We start from the raw sequence: 21,009 nt of genomic DNA, 5'->3' as shown, positions 1-21,009 counted from the left end.
CACTCCGATTCTCTTTGCGTACCTATCGTAAAATTATACAGACCAACTAAAAAACGCGCAACTCATTGCGCGTTATGTTAATTCTTTATGTGCTTGTGCAACCAATTGCGTAAAGTTTTCAGTCGTAAACGTAGAGACTGGCAAATCTTCTGACTCGAGATAGAAAAGGAATTCGATATTCCCTTCTCCGCCTGTTACAGGAGAATAATCTGCACCTTTCATAGAGAATCCTTCAGATACTGCCATGGCGGAAATCTTTTCGAGTACTTCAAGATGTGTAGATTTTTCTCGTACAATTCCCTTCTTACCGACTTTCTCTTTACCTGCTTCAAATTGCGGTTTGACAAGTGCAATAACTGGTCCACCTGGTACAATAATCTTTTTCAATGCAGGTAAAATAAGTGACAGCGATATAAAGGACACATCGATTGTCGCTGCTTCAGGCATTCCTTCGGTGAACAGATCAACTGTTGCATGACGGAAATTCGTTCGTTCCATAACGGTCACTCGTTCATCCTGGCGAATTTTCCAGGCCAGCTGATTATAGCCGACATCCAGTGCATAACAATGGACGGCACCGTTTTGCAGAGCGCAATCCGTGAAACCGCCTGTTGAAGCGCCAATATCCAGAACAATTTTTCCTTCTACAGAAATAGGAAAAGACGCTAACGCCTTCTCCAGCTTTAAACCTCCGCGGCTGACGTATTTAATCGCAGGTCCTTTTACTGTCAACGGAGCGTCAATAGCAACTTTCTCTCCTGCTTTCTCAATTCTCAAGGAATCTGAGTACACGAGGCCCGCCATGATCGAACGTTTTGCCTGTTCGCGTGAAGCTGTCAGACCCCTCTCGACCAATAAAATATCTACTCGTTCTTTTTTAGTTGTATGATTCATACCTTTTCTCTTTCTGCAGCCTGTTTCAGTGCATCTAATGTTACTTCTGCTACATGATCAGGTGTCATGTGGATTTCCACTAAAAGTTCGTCGACATTTCCGTGTTCAATGAATTCATCAGGAATTCCGATTCGTTCAATAATCGTAGAAGTGTGAGAAACTTGTTCTGCATATTCAAGAACTGCGCTACCGAAACCACCGGCAAGTACCGCTTCTTCAATAGTAATAATAGGATTGCCCTGTGCAAACAGATCATCTAATAAATCTGTATCCAACGGTTTAATAAAGCGTGCATTGACGATGGCTACGTCTTTGCCTTGCTTCTTAAGCTGTTCTGCAGCTGCAAACGCCATAGGAATCGTTGTACCGAATGTGAGGATTGTTGCATCCTTACCTTCTTTCAGCACTTCCCACGTACCAATTGGAATCGTATGGAGCTCTTCGTCCATTTGCACCCCATAGCCATTTCCTCGAGGGAAACGCATAGATATTGGTCCGTCATTGTATTCTAAAGCGGTCTTCACCATATGCTGCCCTTCATTTTCATCTTTAGGCATCATGATGACCAAGTTCGGCATATGACGAAGGTAGGCGATGTCAAAAACACCGTGATGGGTATCACCGTCCGCACCAACCAGTCCTGCACGGTCTATGCCAATAAAAACATTCAGTTTCTGACGTGTGATATCATGTAACATCTGATCATACGCACGCTGAAGGAATGTAGAGTATATTGCCAAAAATGGTTTCATTCCGGTGGCTGCAAGACCTGCTGCCATGGTAGTAGCATGCTGTTCAGCAATCCCCACGTCGAAAAAGCGGTCGGGGAATTCTGCTGCAAACGATTCAAGCTTACTGCCGACTGGCATTGCCGGTGTGATCGCGACGATTCTGCGGTCTTTCCTTGCTAATTTACGGACTGTTTCAGAAACTAAAGCACTCCAAGCAGGGCCTTTTACCGGAGATTTTACAAAGTCGCCTGTTTCAATCTTATAAGGGCCTGTTCCGTGCCAAGTTCCGATTTTATCCAATTCTGCTGGACTGTAGCCCTTACCCTTTTTCGTGATGACGTGGAGAAGTACAGGACCCTCCATTTTCTTAGCATACTGAAGAGAGCGTTCCAATTCAGCGAAATCGTGACCATCGATCGGTCCAAGATACGTAAAACCAAGCTCTTCAAAGAAAACGCCATTGACGACTAAATATTTCAGGCTGTCTTTTACACGTTCAGCTGCGTCTGCGACTTTTCCGCCTACTGCAGGAATCTTTCGCATAATAAATTCCAGCTCGTCCTTGACATTATTGTATTTACCTGCTGTACGTAATTTCCCTAAAATTGAATGGAGAGCGCCTACGTTCGGGGCAATCGACATTTCATTGTCATTTAAGATAACTGTCAGATTTGTTTTTTCATGACCGATATGATTCAGTGCTTCAAGAGCCATACCGCCTGTAAGCGCGCCGTCTCCAATTACAGGAATCACATAACTTTTTTCATGTTTTATATCCCTCGCAACAGCCATTCCCATAGCTGCCGACAACGAAGTAGAACTATGTCCAGTCTCCCATACATCATGGATGCTTTCCGACATCTTCGGGAAACCGCTCAATCCTTTATATTTGCGAAGAGTCTCAAATTCACCGGCGCGTCCTGTCAAAATTTTATGGACATATGATTGATGTCCAACATCCCATAAAATTTTATCAGTCGGACTGTCGAAAGTACGATGCAGGGCAATTGTTAGTTCTACCACCCCCAGATTAGGGCCGATATGACCACCTGTCACCGATAAATTTTCAATTAGGAAATGGCGAATATCTTCAGCCAGCTCCAGTAATTGTTCTTTATTGAGCTCTTTTATAAAAGATGGATTAGTAATCTTTGTAAGATCCATCGAGATCACACACCTTCATCAAGTAAGTAATTCATTCTGTAATGCGCAGACAATTACACTAAGCCGTCTACCAACTGCTTAGCGCAATATCCAGATGAGAATACCGCGTTTTTACCGTTCCGACTCTGCGTGTAATGTTTGTTTTCTACATTATAACAGTAACATCGGCTGACACAAATATAACGGTCTGCATTCACTTTTTTCGTTCAATAATAAAGTCTGCCAGAAGATGCAAAATCGACTGTTCCAAATTTATTTTACGCAACGCGTCAATTGCTTGCTCATGGCGATCTTTTAGTTGCTTTCGTGCTCCGTCCAGTCCAAGTAAGGAAGGATAGGTGGACTTTTCGCTTGATGTATCGCTGTTTGCAGGTTTGCCCAACTCTTCAGTTGTTGCTGTCACATCTAAAATATCATCTTGAATTTGGAAGGCTAATCCGATATTTCTGGAGTACTCAGACAAATACTTCCGTTGTTCATCTGTCGCCTGTGCCAGTACAGCCCCCGCATCAACGCAGAAGGATAGCAGTGCACCAGTTTTGTGGATATGGACCTCTTCCAGCTCTTTCAAAGGCAGCAGTTGCTGTTCCCCTTTCATATCAAGGACTTGTCCTTTTACCATTCCTTGTGCTCCGGATGCCTTCGCCAATAAGCCGACCAGTTCAATCGCCGCTTCAGCTGATGTCTCTTTCAGTTCAGACAGCGCACCGAATGCGAGAGCCTGCATTGCGTCACCCGCCAAAGTGGCAATATCTTCGCCGAACTTCTTATGATTCGTCGGTTTTCCTCGTCTGAAATCATCATCATCCATGCAGGGAAGATCGTCATGTATTAAAGAATATGTATGTATTAGCTCAACAGAAGCAGCCACGCGAAGTGCATCTGCCGAATCTGCCTGCAAATCTTGTAAAACAGCCAACACTAATAACGGCCGAATCCGTTTGCCCCCGGCCTCAACTGAATAAGTTAATGATTCATGCAAAATAGCCGGAATATCAGATTTTGCTAATTGATTGGTCAGTTCTCTTTCAATTTCCGGAATATTTCCCTCCATGAAAGCTTGCAGTGTTTCATTCATTCGGCTCACCTGCTGTCGGATCAAATGGCGTTTCGTTTCCGTCCTTGTCCATCATACGAATTAATTGCTTTTCTGCATTCTGCAATTTCTTTTGGCAGTATGCAGAGAGTTCCATTCCCTGTTGATACAGAGTAATTGTATCCTCCAAAGGCGCCTCTCCCGCTTCGAGCTTTTGCACGATTTCTTCCAATTGTTGCATAGCTTGTTCGAATTGCATTTCTTTTTCTTCCGCCATTACTTCTCGACCTCCTTAGGAATAATGTTTTCCACCGTTGTCTGAACCGTTCCATCTGTCAATCGGACTGTCAGAGGTTGTCCAGCTGTCAGATCATGGACAGATTTTACGACTTCATCTTCTTTATAGGCAATAGAAAAACCTCTCTCCATTACCTGAAGAGGATTCAATGCCTGCATCATGCGCATTAATGAAATGAAACGTTGCTGCTGCTGTGTGACAGTTTGCTCCGCAGCTCTGTTCAAACGCGTATTCAGCTGTTGTGTCTGCTGCTGCTCCAGCTGGATTCGCCGGAGGGGAGTGTAATATTGGAATCCTGCATACAGCCGATCGAACACTATTCTTTTTTCTTGAACAGTTTGCTGGCTGCTGCGGCGTAAACGGTCATCAAGCGTTTCCAGCTTTTCAATAAACGGCCGGTACAATCTGTCCGGATACTGCAAAGGATATGCTGATTTCGCTGTTTCTAATCGTTTGCTTTGCTGTCTAAGCAAATTTTGAACGGCTGTGAAAATGGTGCGTTGCTGGCCATTCAGATGCTGCATCAATTGCAACTGATCTGGAACTGCCATTTCAGCTGCCGCTGTCGGTGTGGGAGCCCGAAGATCTGCCGCGTAATCCGCTATTGTAGTATCAGTTTCATGTCCGACTGCGCTAATAATCGGGATTCTGCTTGAAAAAATCGCCCGTGCGACTTCTTCTTCATTAAAAGCCCATAGGTCTTCTATAGATCCGCCGCCCCTGCCGACTAGCAACACATCAATATTCGGCGTTTTATTCGCCTGTTCAATGGCCTTTACAATTGAGGGAGCTGCAGTTCGCCCTTGCACCAATGCAGGGAAAAGTATAATATCTGCCATTGGGAAGCGACGCGTAATAGTAGAGTACATATCGCGCAGTGCCGCCCCTGATTCCGCCGTTACAATTCCTATTGTCTGGGGCAGAGGAGGAATCGGCTGCTTGAAACGTTGTTCAAACAAGCCTTCCTGCAGTAATTTCTTTTTCAACTGTTCAAATGCCAGGTAAAGTGCCCCGATGCCGTCTGGTTCCATGGTTTGCGCATAGAGCTGATAACTTCCCGCTGTTTCATAGACTGTGACGTCTCCGGTAATTAACACATTCATACCGTTTTCAGGCCTGAACTGTAAGGTAGTGGAACGGGAACGGAACATGGCCGCCTGAATTCTCGTTTTATCGTCTTTTAATGTGAAGTAAATGTGTCCTGACGGATGGAGCTTCACGTTAGATAATTCGCCTTTTACATAGACGTTCCGCAGATGAGGGTCTGCATCGAATTTACGTTTGACATACTTTGTCAGCGCTTGAACGGTTAAAAAAGTTTGACTGGACATGCTAGTCACCTGCCCTTTTATGTATAGAGAGGCGCCTGTATCAGACGTCTCTCGGTTACGTGTATAGTAATTTCTACTGTTTATCAGATGCCTTCTGATAAATTTAACTCTCTACACTGGATTTCAGCTTTTTCTCTGCACTCTCAACAGTATTCTTCAACAGCATGGTGATCGTCATTGGGCCTACTCCGCCTGGTACAGGGGTAATGGCACTCGCTGTTTGTACTGCTGAGTCATAATCCACGTCACCGCAAAGTTTACCGTTTTCATCGCGGTTCATACCGACATCGACGACTACAGCGCCTTCTTTAATATAATCGCCTGTGATAAATTTAGCGATTCCGATCGCAACAATCAGGATGTCTGCCTGCTTCGTGAACTTTTTCAAGTCCGTTGTACGTGAGTGACAGTATGTGACTGTTGCATCTTTTTGCAACAGCAACTGTCCCATCGGCTTGCCTACAATATTACTTCTACCGATAATAACCGCATGCTTGCCTGCGATTTCAACGCCTGTGCGTTCAAGCAGCTGCATGATGCCGTATGGTGTGCACGGAAGGAAGGTTTCCTGTCCGATCAACATTTTCCCGACATTCATCGGGTGGAAGCCGTCTACGTCTTTTTCAGGGCTGATTGCGCGGATTACTTTGTTTTCATCAATATGTTTTGGAAGAGGAAGTTGTACAAGAATGCCGTCAATCGAGTCATCTTGATTCAGTTTTTCTACTTCTTTTAACAGATCTTCTTCTGAAACGGTATCCGGCAGCTTGATCAGCTCGGACTTCATGCCTGCTTCAATACTGGATTTTTCTTTGTTTTTTACATATGTCTGAGATGCCGGGTTTTCTCCAACTAAAATAACGGCTAAGCCAGGTTGGCAGCCTTGCTTCACTAAAGAAGCTACTTGTTCTTTCAGTTCATTCCGGATTTCTTGTCCAATTGCTTTACCATCAATTTTTTTACTAGACATGATTTTCCCACCAAACGTTTTTGTTATTTGTATTGAATAATGTTCAAACTTAATCCTGCAAGCTGCGTGTTAAATAAAGATTCATTTACATCAGTTGAATTTTGATAATACTCCATTCACAAAGCGGCCTGATTTTTCATCGCCGAACGTTTTACAAAGCTCAATCGCTTCGTTCAGAACAACCCGGTTTGGAACCTCATCATTGTACAGAAGTTCATAAACCGCAAGTCGAAGTACCGTCCGTTCAATTTTCGGAAGTCTGTCGATTGACCAGTTTTCCATATTATTTGTGATCTTTTCATCGATTTCCGTAATATGCTCAGCTGTACCTCTTACCAGTTGTTCATAAAAAGCGTCTGAACGCGTATCGATTATATATCCGATTGCTTCGTCTACATTCATTTCACTATTATCCATCTGAAATAGCGTTTGTATCGCTTTTTCACGTGCTTCTCGTCGTTTCATATTTCTTATCTCCTCTGCCGCACATCTTCAAAACCTAATGATAGCACAAAAACGACGAAAAGAACTAGTAGAATCAAGTGATTTTGAAAGGATTTATCAAGGATCGCAGTGTAAGAACTACTGAGTGTTTTTTGTATCTGCAAGAAACTGCTGTTTATTGTTTCATTTTTTATCAACCTGACGAAAAAAACATTATCCTGAAGAGGATAATGTTTTCATTCGTATAATTTACTCATCGAATTGGATGCCGGTAATATGGACATTTACTTCGTGAGTAGCGAGTGAAGTCATGTGATAAATTGCCTGACGCACTTCTCCCTGAATTTCTGCTGCAACTGTAGGAATGGAATGGCCATACTCGATAATGCAGTACACATCGATTTTCAGTCCTTCATCTGCCCACTCGGTTTTCACACCTTTGCCGTATATCACTTTACCCAGCTTTTCTGCAACACCTGTCGCAAAATTACCTTGAGTGGCAACAACGCCGCCGACTTCAGTCGTAGCAATGCCGATGATGACTTCCAGCACTTCAGGAGCCAGCTGGACACGTCCAAGCGCCGCATCTCCAGACGGTGTCATTCCGACAAATGATGGATTTATTTTTTCAGCCATTTCAATTCTCCTCCAATTATTTCATGACATCATATTTCTCTAAGAACTTCGTATCAAAATCTCCTGATTGGAATACTTCATGGTCCATCAAGTTGGAATGGAATGGAATCGTTGTGTGAACGCCTTCCACTACGAATTCATCCAGTGCACGTTTCATCCGAGCGACCGCTTGCTCACGCGTATCTGCATGAACGATCAGTTTCGCGACCATAGAGTCGTAAAACGGAGGAATGGCATAGCCGGGATAAACCGCTGAATCCACTCGTACACCAAATCCGCCCGGCGGTAAGTACATGGTTACCTGACCTGGTGAAGGCATGAAGTTCTTCTCTGGATTTTCTGCGTTGATCCGGCATTCAATGGACCAGCCGTTGACTTTGATATCTTTTTGCTTAATTGTCAGTTTTTCTCCAGAAGCCACTTTCAGCTGCTGCTGAATTAAATCAATACCCGTGATCATTTCTGTCACAGGATGTTCAACTTGGATTCGTGTATTCATTTCCATGAAATAGAATTTCTTATTAATATGGTCGAAAATGAATTCCACTGTACCCGCACCGCGATAATTTACCGCTTCCGCTGCCTTTACTGCTGCATCTCCCATTTGCTTACGTAATTCAGGAGTCAATGCAGGTGACGGAGCTTCTTCCACGAGTTTCTGCATACGACGCTGGATCGAACAGTCACGTTCACCTAAATGAATCGTGTTGCCAAATTTATCAGCGAGTACTTGTACTTCTACGTGGCGGAATACTTCGATATATTTTTCAAGATAGACGCCCGGATTGCCAAAAGCAGCTGCTGCTTCTTTTTGGGTGATCTTGACGCCTTTCACAAGTTCATCTTCATCGCGGGCAACGCGGATTCCTTTACCGCCACCGCCTGCAGTCGCTTTGATAATAACAGGGAAACCGATACCTCTTGCCACTTCAAGCGCGTGGTCTGCATCGTCGACTATTCCATCTGAACCAGGAACGATCGGAACGCCTGCATCTTGCATAGTATTACGTGCAACATCTTTCGTTCCCATCTTTGAAATCGCTTCCGAAGTAGGTCCGATAAATTCAATGTTTACTTCTTCACATAACTCTGCGAAGCTTGCGTTTTCAGCAAGGAAACCATAGCCAGGGTGAATCCCATCACAGTCAGTGGCTTTCGCCAAGCTAATAATGTTGGAGAAATTCAGATAACTGTCTGTTGAGAGACGGGGCCCGATGCAATAAGCTTCATCAGCTAATTGAACATGCAATGCGTCCTGGTCAGCTTCCGAATAGACCGCTACCGTTGCAATACCCATTTCCTTACATGCACGAATGATCCGTACCGCAATTTCTCCGCGGTTTGCGATTAATACTTTTTTCATTTAGTATTCCCCCTTAGTTCTCTTTTACAAGGAATAAAGGTTGTCCGTATTCCACAAGTTGACCGTCTTGCACTAACACTTCAACGATTTCCCCGGATACTTCTGATTCGATTTCATTAAATAATTTCATAGCTTCAACGATACATACGATCGATTCAGGTGTTACTTTATCACCTTTTTTAACATAAGCAGCTATATCTGGTGAAGAAGCCTGATAGTACGTACCAACCATAGGTGACGTGATTTTATGAAGCGAAGCATCTTCTGCCACTTCAGCAGATGCAGCTTGCTTAGGCGCTTCTTGTACTGGTGCTGGTGCTGGAGCCGCCGGTGATGCTGGAGCTTGTGGCGCTGGAACCGCTGCAGGCTGTGCCACAGGTGCTTCAGAAGCTACTGTAAGCGTTTGCCCAGAATTTTTTTCAAGTTTAATTTTTCCACCGTCCGATTCAAATGTGAATTTTTGAATGGAAGATTGATCGATCAGTTTGATGATTTCGCGAATCTCTTGAATTTTCAACATATCTGATTCTCCTGACTATTATATTCTTTCTATCCTTTACTATGATAGACGTTTTGCTATTAATTTGGAATAGTAAATTCGTAATTAATTAATTATGCATTGGATATATATCTATTTTTTCCAATGATTATTAAAATAAATAATTATACGCAACAATGCGTTATCCTATACCATCTAATTGTTTACCCATTAATTATTTTATAAAAACATCCATAAAAAAGCCAGAAGCTCAATCGCTTCCGGCTCAGTCACTTATTGTTTCGGCTCAGCGAAATCAACTTTCACTGTTTGCGCACCATCCCAACTCGACATAACATACTGAGTAATTTCATCCGCCATTTTTGTTGAGTGGCTTTCATTAGACAACACTGTTACATTCACCCGATCTTCTTCTGTTCGAACGAAAACTTCTGGATAACCAAGCGCTGCGATTTGCATCTCCATCAATGCTTCAGTTGAACTTATTTTTCTCAGCTCTGCAATTTCGTTAAAGATTTCATTCTTTTGCTCTGCTGTGTAATCTGAAGAAGTCATTTTTGTTGTAAGCTGCTCTACCATTTCACTGCGTTCATTGCGTACTTCCATTCTCATATCCTGGAAAATATACGACTCAGCAAACACTGGTTTCACTTCATCATTTTTTCCTTCCTTTTCCAAAAGCTTCGTTGCGTCTTTTGTTTCTTTTGTGAAGATTGCAATCCCGTCAAACGGCATTGGCGCTTCTTTCTTCACATAGTAGATGGAGATGACAGCGACCAGACTAAGTAATGTTAAGAACCATACTGTACGTTTATTTGTTTTCAAGATGACTCCCCCTTTTCTTCATTTCCACGATGACAATACGATGTTCCGGCAGTTGTAGTACATTAGCTAAAAGCTGTGAAAGCTCGTTTTTGACGGCTGGATCTTTTGCTCCTTCCGCTACTACGAGAAGCCCTTTCAACTCTGAATTGCTTTTATTCGAAGCAGTAGAAATGGAGAAGTAGCCAGCCAACGAACTTTCCAATTCTCTTTCGTCATAATGAAAATAGACCTTTACTGCTCCGATACCTTCCATTTGTTCCAATGTTTCCTCAAATGTAGACAGCAAGCGTTTCTCTTCTTTTTTGTTCTTTTCCCCTCCTAAACTTCCACTGCTGGTGATGAAGAATATGCTGCCTACCATCATCATGAGACCGACTAGCAAGATCTGTGATTTTTTCGTTGTTTTTTGCATGTGTCCATCACCATCTCAACGTGACTTGATGAAATCAATTTCTACATTTGAATACTATGTAGAGCGTTCACCACTTATGACCAACCAGCTGCAATAAAAACTGCAGGATCCATAGCCCGACTGCTAATTTGATTAATGGGATAAATGATTTTCCCATTTCAGCACTGGTCAGTAACTGTATAAGCAGTGCGAGCCAGACTAAATGGATGAGGCCAATTAAAAATAGAAACATCGCAATTCCTCACTTCCCTATCGTCATCAGCTTGATGAATGTCACAATAAAGATTGCTGTATAAATGAAGGCGAATGACAGAAGAAAAGAAATTGCACACAATACGAATAACGTGCGGCCGATGTCGTCCACTAATCCGGATACTTCTTTTTGTGAAAATGGTTCGATGATTGCAGCGGTCCATCTGAATAAAAAAGCGATAGCCAAAATCCGCAAAGCTGGCAGTAACGCAACTGTCCAAATGGAGAACAGCAGCCAGATGCTCAGATAGGCAGTAGCTCCTGAAGAATAGCGGCCGATTGAACCAAGCGTATCCGTCAAAAGTGAGCCGATAAACGGGATGTTTTGCCGAATGAGCTCTTTAACCGGTTCATTCAGCGTACCGCTCATCGTCCAGGTCAGCGCGCCACCCGCTGTAATAAAAATGGAATAGGCGGCTACCAATGCAGATACTAGCGCCAGTAAGGAAGTCCTCAGTAAATCAGCCATTTTTGTCAGAACGATTTCCGGCTGCAGCCGTGTGAGAACATCTAGTAAAAGCGCAGTCATGAGAATCGGCAGCAGAAACTTTTCTGCAAAGAATACGGCTCCTTGCGAGAACAACAACATGGCTGGCTGAAAGTTGACGACTCCAAACGTCGCTCCAGATGCTAAAATCATTGCCGCTATAAGCGGATACATCCCCAGGAATAACGAAGCAATAGAATGTGTAATGACTTGAATCTGCCGGAAACTTTCAAGAGCAGGCTCAATAAGCAGTAATAAAATGAAAATCAGCAACAGCAATCTCGTCCATTTTTGGAAAGCCGGAAGAAAAAAATCAATAAGCGACGAAAGGAGCAGCATGATCATTAGCAGAAAAAAAGGTCCCAAGACATCAGCGAATAAAGTTTGCAGAAAATCTGGCATGAGCGTCGCGTCCGTTCGTTATGATAGATTCCAGGCTCACCAAGGAATGAGAGCGTGAATGGTTTCGATCACTTTTTGAATTGAAGGAAACCAAAGAGTGAGAATAACAATTTTCATGACTGTTTGAAATAGCTGAGCGAATGCACCATAGCCTTCATCTTTCATTTGGAGTGCCAGCAGCTCGGCCACATAATACAGCCCCGCGCTTACGAGCAGTAACATCGCGTAAGGAGCAGGCAACTTTTCCATCAGCGATAATACGTTGACAGCAAACGGAATAAAAACCGTGCTGAATACGTACATGACGACCAACAGGAATAAAGCTGTGTACATAATTGGATGCAGAGCAGGCGCTGCAAATGACAGAAGCAGTAACAGCAGATACACAACGAGCAGCTGAAAGATGACCGCCATTACATTGCCATTGACAACCAGCTGAAGAATTCAGTGATCTCCGTAAAAAATATCCGGAGAAACATTAATAATTCAATGGAGATGTAAAGATACGCAAGGAAAAACAGAAAAAATGAGAACTCTTTCTTGCCTGTCTGCTCAAAGAATACATGTAAAACCCCAATGACCAACCCAACTCCGGCGATGCGCAATAAATCGTTCAATTCCATCCCGCTACGCCTCCTCCATGTTCTACTCTATGAAACGACGACAATCGTTATGCACACAAAAAAAACACACGAGAGCATCCTCGTGTGTTCGATGTGTGCAGCTGATTATGCGCGGGAGACATACTCCGCTTCTTCTGTATTGATAACAAGCTGATCTCCTTGGTTTACGAAAAACGGCACTTGTACGATAACGCCAGTTTCCATTTTAGCAGGCTTGGATCCGCCGCTAGCAGTGTCGCCTTTAATCCCCGGCTCTGTTTCAGCAACTTCCAGTACAACCGTAGTCGGCAGTTCAACGCCCAGTACTTCGTCTTTATACGTGATGACATGAACTTCCATATTCTCTTTCAAGAACTTCAATTCATATTCAAGTTGTGATGAAGCTAGTTCCAGCTGCTCGTATGATTCGTTATCCATAAATACATGTTCATCACCGTTTGCGTATAGATACTGCATGCGGCGGTTATCAATCTGTGCCTTTTCTACTTTTTCTCCTGCACGGAATGTCTTCTCCTGGACGTTTCCTGAACGCAGATTACGCAATTTCGAGCGTACGAATGCAGCACCTTTCCCTGGCTTTACGTGCTGGAATTCCATTACGCGCCAAATATCACCGTCAAATTCAATTGTTAATCCTGTTCGAAATTCGTTTACTGAAATCATTGATATTCCTCCATTTATTCGATTATAAGATCAGAAGTTCTTTTGTAGATTTAGTCAAACGTTCATTGCCCGTTTCTGTGATCAGAAGATCATCTTCAATCCGAACGCCGCCGATACCCGGCAGATAAATGCCCGGTTCAACCGTCACTGCCATATTCGGCACTAAAACGGTCTCAGAGCGGAACGATAACGCGGGCGCTTCATGGACTTCCATACCAATTCCGTGACCAGTCGAATGGCCGAATGCTTCACCGTATCCCTTAGACTTAATGTAGCCTCGTGCAATGGCATCCGCTTCGATTCCTGTCATGCCCGGCTTGATGTTCTCAACCGCTAATTCCTGTGCTTTGAGCGTCACGTCATAAATCTCTGCTAGTTTCGCAGAGGGCTGTCCAACAGCAATAGTTCTCGTAATATCGGAAATATATCCATTATAGAGCGCACCGTAATCCATCGTAACAAAATCACCATCTTCAATCACTTTAGCAGAAGCGACCCCATGAGGTAAAGCCCCTCTTTCGCCGGAAGCCACAATAATATCGAATGAAGAAGAAGTCGCCCCTTGCTTGCGCATGAAAAATTCCAATTCATTGGATATTTCAAGCTCAGTCTTTCCTGCCTTGATAACAGAACAAATATAGACGAATGCCGCATCCGCAATAGTTGCAGCCTGTTTAAGTATCTCGATTTCATCAGGTGTTTTGATCAGGCGCAGTTTTTCTACAAGGCCTGCTGTAGGAACGAGTTCCGCTGCGGTATGTTCATTATACATTTCAAACTGGCTGTAGCTCATATGCTCTTTTTCGAAACCAAGTGTACGAATCTTCATTTCTTTTACTTGATTCGCAACTTCCTGAATCATCGTGCCCGTATGCTGAACGATGCGGAATCTATTAACCTGCACATTCGCCTGGTCCATATAGCGGAAATCCGTAATAAAAACGGCATCGTTGCGAGAGATGATCACGCATCCTGCAGATCCTGTAAAGTTAGTCATATAGCGACGGTTGTATGGGCTTGTGATAAGCAGAGCATCAACTTGCTGTTCTTCCAGCAGCTGACGTAGTTTTTCCATTTTCATGATTATCTTTCCTTTCGTTTTAGCAGAAATGCTTGGAAGGCGAGATCATACCCGTCTGTTCCAAATCCGCAGAGCTGTCCGGCTGCGACAGGGGCAATGACGGAAGTGTGGCGAAATTCTTCACGTGTATATATGTTTGAGATATGGACTTCAATGACAGGAACCGAAATAGAAGCAACAGCATCCCTCAGTGCAATACTGTAGTGAGTGAATGCCCCCGGATTAAAGATAATACCGTCAATTCCCCTATCTCCTGCCTCGTGAATCTTATTGATCAGTTCGCCTTCAATATTTGATTGGTAACAAGATACTGTTACATCTGATTCATCAGCTAAGCAACGGATTCTGCTTTCAATATCATCCAGCGTTTCTGCTCCGTAAATGTCAGGCTCCCTTTTGCCGAGACGGTTTAAATTCGGACCGTTTAATAGCAGCAGTTCCATCCAATCTCCTCCCACTCATTTTTCTTTCCTATTTTAGCACAATGAGTAGGCCGGACAAACTATTTCTGTTTGTTATCCAAAGGTTTTTCTCATATAAACAGACGTACCAATGACAAAACGGATGATCATTGCAAGCAGACAGGCAAATGGAATGGAAAGTTTTTTGATAAATTGAGCCATCGTTAAGTCGGGTTTTACGTATATTGTCCATTCGATAGCAAAAATAGCGATTGCTGTGAAAACGAGTGAAGAAATGACTGGCGGAATTTTATATGTGAAGAGTGTAATCATATAAAGCAAGAAAAAGAGAACAAAGCAAATGACGCCTAACAGCAACCATTTTACCCAAACTGGTGAATCAACAAACAGATGGAACCTCTTAGTCCAGCCGATTGGTGACCATTTGATGAATTTGAAGATGTGTAGAAATTTCATTGAGAAAACAGACAGTACTGCAGCCATCACAGCTGTCCAAACGTGCGTTGCGGTTATTCGCATAGTAATCCCTCCCTTGACAGTGTGAGATTTTTTTGGTTTTTTTAAACATCTGATTGGTGCATTGTCAGTTTTTTTAGTACACTAGTTATATCGTTTCTAACGACAGAAAGTGTGGGTATGTAATGAGTGAATCCAAAACTCCTCCTGCATACGGAGGACAAGCTCTTATAGAAGGAGTTATGTTTGGCGGCAAACAGGACACAGTCACTGCGATCCGTCGAAAAGATGATTCCATTGAGTATTTTCATGTTCCGAGAGAACAACATCCTGTGCGTCAAAAACTAAAAAAAATTCCATTAGTTCGAGGCATTGTGGCATTAATTGAATCAGCTGGTAACGGATCAAAGCATTTAACCTTCGCAAGTGACCGGTATGACGTGATGCCGGGTGAAGAGAATGATAAGGAAACTGAAGAGGAAACATCCAAGTTAGTCATGATCCTTGGAGTAGCAGCAGTCGGTGTGTTGACCTTTTTATTCAGTAAATTCGTCTTCACATTAGTTCCCGTTTTCTTAGCAGAGTTATTTCAATCAATAGCTCCTGGAAAGACAGCCCAGATTATGCTCGAAAGCTTCTTTAAACTAGCTCTTCTGCTGACATATATCGGGCTTATTTCTATGACACCACTGATCAAACGCGTGTTTCAGTATCATGGTGCAGAACACAAAGTCATTAACAATTATGAGAATAATTTAGAGATGACCGTAGAAAACGTCCAGTCTCAGTCTCGTTTGCATTACCGGTGTGGTAGCAGTTTCATATTATTCACCGTTATTGTTGGAATGTTTATTTACTTCTTGGTGCCGACTGATCCGCTCTGGCTGCGTGTCGTCAACCGGATTCTCTTGATTCCCGTCGTGCTCGGTGTTTCATTTGAAGTACTGCAGTTGACGAACTCGGTGCGAAATGTACCGATACTTCGTTATTTAGGCTATCCTGGCCTTTGGCTGCAGTTATTGACAACGAAAGAGCCGGATGACAAACAAGTGGAAGTGGCTATTGCTTCATTTGAAAAGTTATTAGAAATTGAAGAGCACGGTGTAGGTGTACTGAATAAAGAAGTTGTTTCAGAAACAGAAACAATGGATGAACAGAAACCTGTGTTGTCCTGATCAAATTATCACCCCGCAAAGTCAGATAACTGACTTGCGGGGTGATTTGATTTGACGGAGACGCATATGATACTATTAAATAAATTCAGACATATTTTCATTCTTACTGCCTTGCTTGAAGCTTTATGTACAACGCATATTTTTTATTTTTCTTTGTTGTTTTAAGCTGTTTCAGTGTAGAGGAGGTATTAGACGAGTGTAAAACTACCCAGTCAAAATTTGAGTACAATCTAATTTTAAAGGGGTAGTAAGAATGAAAAACAAATCATTTCGTTTTCTTTGGATAGGTCAGTCTTTCGCTAATCTTGGCGATGTTTTGTATATCGTTGGGATTATCTCTATTTTATACGCACAGACCGCTTCACCTTTTGTGTTAGCATTAGTGCCTTTTATTAATATGTTCGGCAGATTTATAAGCGGTATTGTTTCTCCCTGGCTGTTGAATCGATTTCCACTGAAGAACATGTTGGTTTATTCGCAAGTCGGCAAAACAGTACTGCTGAGTTTCCTGGTACTTCTATTACTGACTCAAACAACAGTAAACCTGATTGGTATTTTATTATTTATAGGGACGATTGCCTTTCTGGATGGCTGGGCAGCGCCCGCAAGTCACGCCATGCTGCCGCGGATTGTTCAAAAAGAACAGCTCGTAAAAGCAAACAGCTTCTTTTCCATCGTTTCTGAAACTGTGAATTTAGGCGGCTGGGCGCTGGGTGGTATTTTTGTTGCACTTGCCGGCGGGAATCTTGTAATCTTGGGTACGTTAGTGTTATACGTCATTTCTACATTGCTGATGTCGGGGATTTTAGATCCTGTAGCTTTTCGCAAACTAACAGCTAATCAGAAACGAAGCGGTGAGTTGACGGAAGGCTGGAAAATCATTTGGAAGAATCCACTTTTCAGAAGCTTGCATGTGGTCATTCTATTTGAAGCGATTGCCAACGTGGTATGGATCGCTTCTATTCTATATATCTTTGTGGCAGAAGTTCTTAATCAAACAGAAGCTTGGTGGGGCTACATCAATACTGCTTTTTTCGCAGGCATGATCATAGGCGGCATCATTTGTTCACGATATGTTGCTGCGATTGAGAGCAATCTAAGACCTCTATTAATTCTGTTTTCATTCGGTTTAAGTATTGTCACACTTCTTTTTGGGATAACGACTATTTCATGGATTTCAATTATAATCGTCATCATAAACGGTATTGTGCAGCAATTGAAAAGTATTGTAAGTGAGACGCTGTTGCAAAAATCAGCAACGGTTGACGAACTGCCTAAAATCTATGCAGTTCAAAGTGCTGCGATTTCCTTATTATTCGGCATTTCCTCTCTAGCCTTCGGGGCGATAGCGGAAATTACGGATGTACGAATCACATTTATTTTTGCTGGGGCTTTGTTGGCTGTCGGAGCAATCTATGCAGTCATCCGCCGCAGAGATTTTATTGTTTCAGCTGAATAAATGGTAAAAAGCCGTATGAGATGTGAAGTTCACTCTCATACGGCTTTTCTTTTTAGATAATAGTCCTTCTTATAATCCGCACTTCAACTGCGCCTGGCAGTTTGTACAAGTATTACAGCCGCCGATTTCTTCTACCGTACCTTGTCGGCAGACCGGGCATGTATCGCCTACTTCAGAGCCGATTGTCACATTTGTTGAACGCAATGCCTGAATCGTGTTGACTAGCACGACTTTCGGCTGTTCCATTACTTCTACTTCCTCTTCAGTATCCGGAATATTATCTTCCGCTTTCAGAGTCAGCACCTGTGAATCACGGCTGCCGTCTACGTACACTGTGCCGCCTTTTGCTCCACCTTTATACAAACGCTCATACACGCTCTCCACCTGCTTCACAGTGTAACCGCGTGGCGCGTTGACTGTTTTCGAAATGGAGCTGTCAATCCAGCGCTGGATAATACATTGCACGTCAGCATGTGCTTCAGGTGCCAATTCCATTGATGAAATGAACCATTCCGGCAAATTGTCTGGATCAGCGTCCGGATTGCTCTGCAAATACTCTTCTACGATTTCCGCTTTCACTTCAATGAATTTACCGAGACGTCCGCTGCGGTAATACGTGAAGGAGAAATATGGTTCAAGACCTGTGGAAACTCCTACCATTGTTCCAGTAGACCCCGTCGGAGCAACAGTCAGAAGATGAGAGTTTCTAATACCATGTTCAAGTATAGCTTCCCGAATATCTTCAGGCATACGCTTCATGAAGCCGGTATTAATAAACGCATGACGCAGTGCTTTCGTTTCTTCGTCCGTCTTACCAATTAAGAACGGGAAACTGCCTTTTTCTTTCGCCAGTTCAATTGATTCGCGGTAAGCCGTTGTCGCAATAGCTTCAAATACTTCATCCACCAATTGATTGCCTTCAGGAGATCCATATTCTTTTTCACAATAAATGTGAAGATCGGCAAGTCCCATGACGCCAAGTCCTACACGACGTTCGCCGAGAGCCTGTACTTTGTTATCTTCCAAGAAATACGGTGTAGCATCGATTACGTTATCCTGCATGCGTACGCCGGTTTTTACTGTTTCAATTAATTTCTCGAAGTTTACAGTCTTTGTTTCTTTATCCGCCATTTCAGCGAGGTTGACCGCTGCTAAATTGCAGACGGAATATGGTGCGAGTGGTTGTTCCAATTTGTTATCCTAAAGGCTTTTTATCCTCTAGTTCTTACAGTTTAATTTCTGTAAGTTCAGCATACATTTTCACTGCATAACTTTTTCATAAATCTTAGTAACTCTTTTCTTCCTTTATCTTCACCGAAAACTGCTTTTGAAATTACCCTCATATCTTTTACACCGAATTGAAGAAATATCTCATCGGTTAAAGGTCTAATAGTCGTATTTATTTTATTATAGGGGGTTGAGAGAACCAGTTCTTTATTTTTAAAAGTCCATTGAATTAGAAATCGCTTAATATCTTGATGAACAGATTTCCTTTTTTGCACATATTTATCAGTGGCAATACTGATTGCAGTTTGTCCGGAACATTTCCGGCTACAATAAATTTGCTTAGATGTAATTAAAGCAATAAACTCGTTAGCGCAAAGTAGGCAATATCTTTTTTCACGTTCAGTTTTTATTTTCCCTTTTTGTGATAGACCAGATTTTCGTAACCCTTCAATCATTCTTTTCTTAGATAAGGAATTAGTTCTCCATAGTTTCTTTGTATGTTCCCCTATTTTATTTTTAGATTCTTCAGAGTGTGTCAATCCGTAGTGACCATTTAAACGGCCAATAGCAGCTTTATGGATAGTAGTATCATCTGATTTAATCCAAGATGTAATGATTGAATTTAACGACATCGGCATATTCTCATAAATTTTTAATAGCTCTACATAGGAAATTAATTCTGTTTTCACGAGATATTGTACTTCAATGAATTCTAATTTCAATTTGGCACTTTCTATTTCTTGTTGATTTCGAGATTTAATTTCGACTATTTTCTCAAGCTTTCCGTGTTTGTCATAAAAGAAAAAATCAGGTTTATAAGATTTTCCGTAAACTTCAAAGGTTTGGTCTTCAAAGCTCCAAAGTATATTAAATTGATCCAGATAAACAGCATAGGCATATTCATAAGAACTTCTTAAGTAAAAACCCTTGTAAAATCCCGCATATCCTCTGTTCAATTTTAATATCACCCTTTAGAAAAAGTTATCTAACAGTGTTGCGGTCTCGTGCCTGGGTTATAGTCTGTTGTACTTTACGTCAACAGGATCACCAGGTATGCGTTGCCCCTGACCAAAACTTTACTTCTGGCCTTCGGTTCGGATTGGCATCTCAGCTTTCCCGCTTCATCCCGCAATTTTTAACGTGAGGCGAATTCCACCACACGGGTTGGTTGCTACAACTTGCTGTCCATACGCTTTGGCATTCGTTTCGTCATTCGCATTATCAATAAAGAAAATGCCCGGCTCCGCAGAATACGTTGCACAGATATTGATCAAGTCCCATAATGCGCGTGCCTTAATTGTGCGGTAGACACGAACTTCGTGACCAAGACGCTCCCATTCGCGTACATCGCCAACTTCATGCCACTGTTCATTGTAATGCTTCATTTCTTCAGGTGAATAATTTTCAACTGCTGGGAAACGTAGATCATAATCCGCATCTTCTTCGACTGCTTTCATGAAATCATCAGTCAGTGTTACCGAAATGTTTGCACCGGTTAAGAATTCCGGATTATGCACGGAGTATGTTCCGCCGTCCTGAAGCTTCAGCTCCGCATCACGGATAATGGCAGAGTTGAATCCGCCCTGGCCGGCAATGTGTTTATAATTCATAATGCCCTGGTACATCGCTTCTTCCTGCGCTGTCAGAGGCTTGAAATTCAATTTTTCATTCGCCAGTTTCTTAATTAACTCTTCTTCTGTATTTTCGATCAAATACCGCAAAATTCGCGGATTCTGCATCTTGGAAATGATAAATTCACAGATGTCCGGGTGCCAGTTGGATAACATAATCATTTGAGCCATTTTGTTGCGTTGATTCGCTTGATCAACTCTCTATGTCGCCACAGAGTTCAGACCATATCTTACACCTTTAAAGGTGTCCCCGCACTTCGAGTTCGCTTGAACCCTACTCTACTCGCTTCTGCTTCCGCATGCTTTCGATGGTCGTTGAACCTTCCTCGTAACAATTGTCTTAGAGGCTTGGCTGCTGATTGTCTTTAACCACTTGTTGTTTTCAAGCATTCACGCTCACCGTTTCCAGTCACGTTGTAGCCAACAAGTCATTTACGATGCACTTAACTGTTTCAAAATCATTCAGAATGTCGTCTTCCCAAAATCTTATTATCTTAAAACCGTTCTTTCTGGCAATTTCATTTTTTT

The 21,009-nt window shown here is 42.5% G+C and carries 23 protein-coding genes and 2 pseudogenes; 2 read left to right on the top strand and 23 right to left on the bottom strand.

Translation table 11 applies throughout. The features are described from left to right. Window positions 1-72: 72 nt before the first annotated feature. The 20 genes from Q1J64_RS06545 to Q1J64_RS06450 all read right to left on the bottom strand — a co-directional run bounded on the left by Q1J64_RS06545 (window position 73) and on the right by Q1J64_RS06450 (window position 15,052). On the bottom strand, window positions 73-894 hold the full coding sequence (locus Q1J64_RS06545) for a TlyA family RNA methyltransferase (RefSeq protein ID WP_301108276.1): 822 nt from the start codon (window positions 892-894) through the stop codon (window positions 73-75). Continuing rightward, the gene (gene dxs, locus Q1J64_RS06540) at window positions 891-2,789 is read right to left on the bottom strand and encodes a 1-deoxy-D-xylulose-5-phosphate synthase (RefSeq protein WP_301108275.1); all 1,899 of its coding nucleotides are present in this window, start codon (window positions 2,787-2,789) and stop codon (window positions 891-893) included. Before dxs ends, Q1J64_RS06545 begins: the two co-directional genes overlap by 4 nt. Before the next feature lie 193 nt (window positions 2,790-2,982). Continuing rightward, the gene (locus Q1J64_RS06535) at window positions 2,983-3,867 is read right to left on the bottom strand and encodes a polyprenyl synthetase family protein (protein WP_301108274.1); all 885 of its coding nucleotides are present in this window, start codon (window positions 3,865-3,867) and stop codon (window positions 2,983-2,985) included. Continuing rightward, a complete protein-coding gene (locus Q1J64_RS06530; RefSeq protein ID WP_301108273.1) occupies window positions 3,860-4,102 on the bottom strand; it encodes an exodeoxyribonuclease VII small subunit in 243 nt (80 codons plus the stop codon). Before Q1J64_RS06530 ends, Q1J64_RS06535 begins: the two co-directional genes overlap by 8 nt. Then, entirely contained in the window at window positions 4,102-5,454 is a 1,353-nt protein-coding gene (gene xseA / locus Q1J64_RS06525) for an exodeoxyribonuclease VII large subunit (protein ID WP_301108272.1), read from the bottom strand. The genes Q1J64_RS06530 and xseA overlap by 1 nt, the downstream gene beginning before the upstream one ends. Before the next feature lie 103 nt (window positions 5,455-5,557). Then, window positions 5,558-6,424, bottom strand: a complete 867-nt coding sequence (gene folD, locus Q1J64_RS06520) for a bifunctional methylenetetrahydrofolate dehydrogenase/methenyltetrahydrofolate cyclohydrolase FolD (protein WP_301108271.1) — start codon at window positions 6,422-6,424, stop codon at window positions 5,558-5,560. Window positions 6,425-6,514: 90 nt separating this feature from the next. Further along, window positions 6,515-6,889 (bottom strand): transcription antitermination factor NusB, encoded by a 375-nt coding sequence (gene nusB, locus Q1J64_RS06515; RefSeq protein ID WP_153722369.1) that lies wholly within the window; start codon window positions 6,887-6,889, stop codon window positions 6,515-6,517. Window positions 6,890-7,117: 228 nt separating this feature from the next. Continuing rightward, window positions 7,118-7,504 carry an Asp23/Gls24 family envelope stress response protein gene (locus Q1J64_RS06510; RefSeq protein WP_301108270.1) on the bottom strand — a complete coding sequence of 129 codons (387 nt, stop codon included), beginning with the start codon at window positions 7,502-7,504 and terminating at the stop codon, window positions 7,118-7,120. 16 nt (window positions 7,505-7,520) lie between these two features. After that, complete coding sequence (gene accC, locus Q1J64_RS06505; RefSeq protein ID WP_301108269.1) at window positions 7,521-8,867, bottom strand: acetyl-CoA carboxylase biotin carboxylase subunit; 1,347 nt, start codon at window positions 8,865-8,867, stop codon at window positions 7,521-7,523. 13 nt (window positions 8,868-8,880) lie between these two features. Continuing rightward, complete coding sequence (accB, locus tag Q1J64_RS06500) at window positions 8,881-9,387, bottom strand: acetyl-CoA carboxylase biotin carboxyl carrier protein (protein WP_301108268.1); 507 nt, start codon at window positions 9,385-9,387, stop codon at window positions 8,881-8,883. A gap of 252 nt (window positions 9,388-9,639) precedes the next feature. Next, on the bottom strand, window positions 9,640-10,191 hold the full coding sequence (locus Q1J64_RS06495) for a SpoIIIAH-like family protein (protein WP_301108267.1): 552 nt from the start codon (window positions 10,189-10,191) through the stop codon (window positions 9,640-9,642). Then, complete coding sequence (locus tag Q1J64_RS06490) at window positions 10,178-10,603, bottom strand: SpoIIIAG-related protein (protein ID WP_301108266.1); 426 nt, start codon at window positions 10,601-10,603, stop codon at window positions 10,178-10,180. Before Q1J64_RS06490 ends, Q1J64_RS06495 begins: the two co-directional genes overlap by 14 nt. Before the next feature lie 67 nt (window positions 10,604-10,670). Beyond that, a complete protein-coding gene (locus Q1J64_RS06485) occupies window positions 10,671-10,835 on the bottom strand; it encodes a hypothetical protein (protein WP_301108265.1) in 165 nt (54 codons plus the stop codon). Between the two features lie 9 nt (window positions 10,836-10,844). After that, window positions 10,845-11,744, bottom strand: coding sequence for a stage III sporulation protein AE (locus Q1J64_RS06480; RefSeq protein ID WP_301108264.1), 900 nt, complete (start codon window positions 11,742-11,744; stop codon window positions 10,845-10,847). 36 nt (window positions 11,745-11,780) lie between these two features. Continuing rightward, the gene (locus Q1J64_RS06475; protein ID WP_301108263.1) at window positions 11,781-12,158 is read right to left on the bottom strand and encodes a stage III sporulation AC/AD family protein; all 378 of its coding nucleotides are present in this window, start codon (window positions 12,156-12,158) and stop codon (window positions 11,781-11,783) included. Beyond that, window positions 12,158-12,367, bottom strand: a complete 210-nt coding sequence (locus Q1J64_RS06470) for a hypothetical protein (protein ID WP_029054553.1) — start codon at window positions 12,365-12,367, stop codon at window positions 12,158-12,160. The genes Q1J64_RS06475 and Q1J64_RS06470 overlap by 1 nt, the downstream gene beginning before the upstream one ends. A gap of 105 nt (window positions 12,368-12,472) precedes the next feature. After that, window positions 12,473-13,030 carry an elongation factor P gene (gene efp, locus Q1J64_RS06465; RefSeq protein ID WP_301108262.1) on the bottom strand — a complete coding sequence of 186 codons (558 nt, stop codon included), beginning with the start codon at window positions 13,028-13,030 and terminating at the stop codon, window positions 12,473-12,475. A gap of 22 nt (window positions 13,031-13,052) precedes the next feature. Continuing rightward, complete coding sequence (locus Q1J64_RS06460; RefSeq protein ID WP_301108261.1) at window positions 13,053-14,111, bottom strand: M24 family metallopeptidase; 1,059 nt, start codon at window positions 14,109-14,111, stop codon at window positions 13,053-13,055. A gap of 2 nt (window positions 14,112-14,113) precedes the next feature. Continuing rightward, window positions 14,114-14,554 (bottom strand): type II 3-dehydroquinate dehydratase, encoded by a 441-nt coding sequence (gene aroQ / locus Q1J64_RS06455; RefSeq protein WP_301108260.1) that lies wholly within the window; start codon window positions 14,552-14,554, stop codon window positions 14,114-14,116. Window positions 14,555-14,626: 72 nt separating this feature from the next. After that, window positions 14,627-15,052 (bottom strand): hypothetical protein, encoded by a 426-nt coding sequence (locus tag Q1J64_RS06450; RefSeq protein WP_301108259.1) that lies wholly within the window; start codon window positions 15,050-15,052, stop codon window positions 14,627-14,629. Between the two features lie 122 nt (window positions 15,053-15,174). Between Q1J64_RS06450 and Q1J64_RS06445 the strand changes: the two genes are divergently transcribed. Both Q1J64_RS06445 and Q1J64_RS06440 read left to right on the top strand, forming a co-directional pair. Next, window positions 15,175-16,164: a DUF1385 domain-containing protein gene (locus tag Q1J64_RS06445; protein WP_301108258.1), complete on the top strand. Its 990-nt coding sequence runs from the start codon at window positions 15,175-15,177 to the stop codon at window positions 16,162-16,164. A gap of 253 nt (window positions 16,165-16,417) precedes the next feature. After that, complete coding sequence (locus Q1J64_RS06440; RefSeq protein WP_301108257.1) at window positions 16,418-17,623, top strand: MFS transporter; 1,206 nt, start codon at window positions 16,418-16,420, stop codon at window positions 17,621-17,623. A 69-nt stretch (window positions 17,624-17,692) separates the two neighbouring features. Here Q1J64_RS06440 and Q1J64_RS06435 read toward each other — a convergent pair. The 3 genes and pseudogenes from Q1J64_RS06435 to Q1J64_RS06425 form a co-directional block, all read right to left on the bottom strand. Next, window positions 17,693-18,811 (bottom strand): annotated as a pseudogene (locus Q1J64_RS06435) (ribonucleotide reductase barrel domain-containing protein); the annotation flags it as partial. Between the two features lie 59 nt (window positions 18,812-18,870). Continuing rightward, entirely contained in the window at window positions 18,871-19,806 is a 936-nt protein-coding gene (locus Q1J64_RS06430; protein WP_301108256.1) for a Cas5 family CRISPR-associated protein, read from the bottom strand. 198 nt (window positions 19,807-20,004) lie between these two features. Next, a pseudogene (locus Q1J64_RS06425) lies at window positions 20,005-20,670 on the bottom strand (ribonucleotide reductase barrel domain-containing protein); the annotation flags it as partial. Window positions 20,671-21,009 lie beyond the last annotated feature (339 nt).

It is taken from the genome of Sporosarcina sp., from assembly GCF_029257255.1.
Lineage (GTDB): Bacteria > Bacillota > Bacilli > Bacillales_A > Planococcaceae > Sporosarcina.
This window is presented reverse-complemented; position numbering and strand designations above follow the sequence as displayed.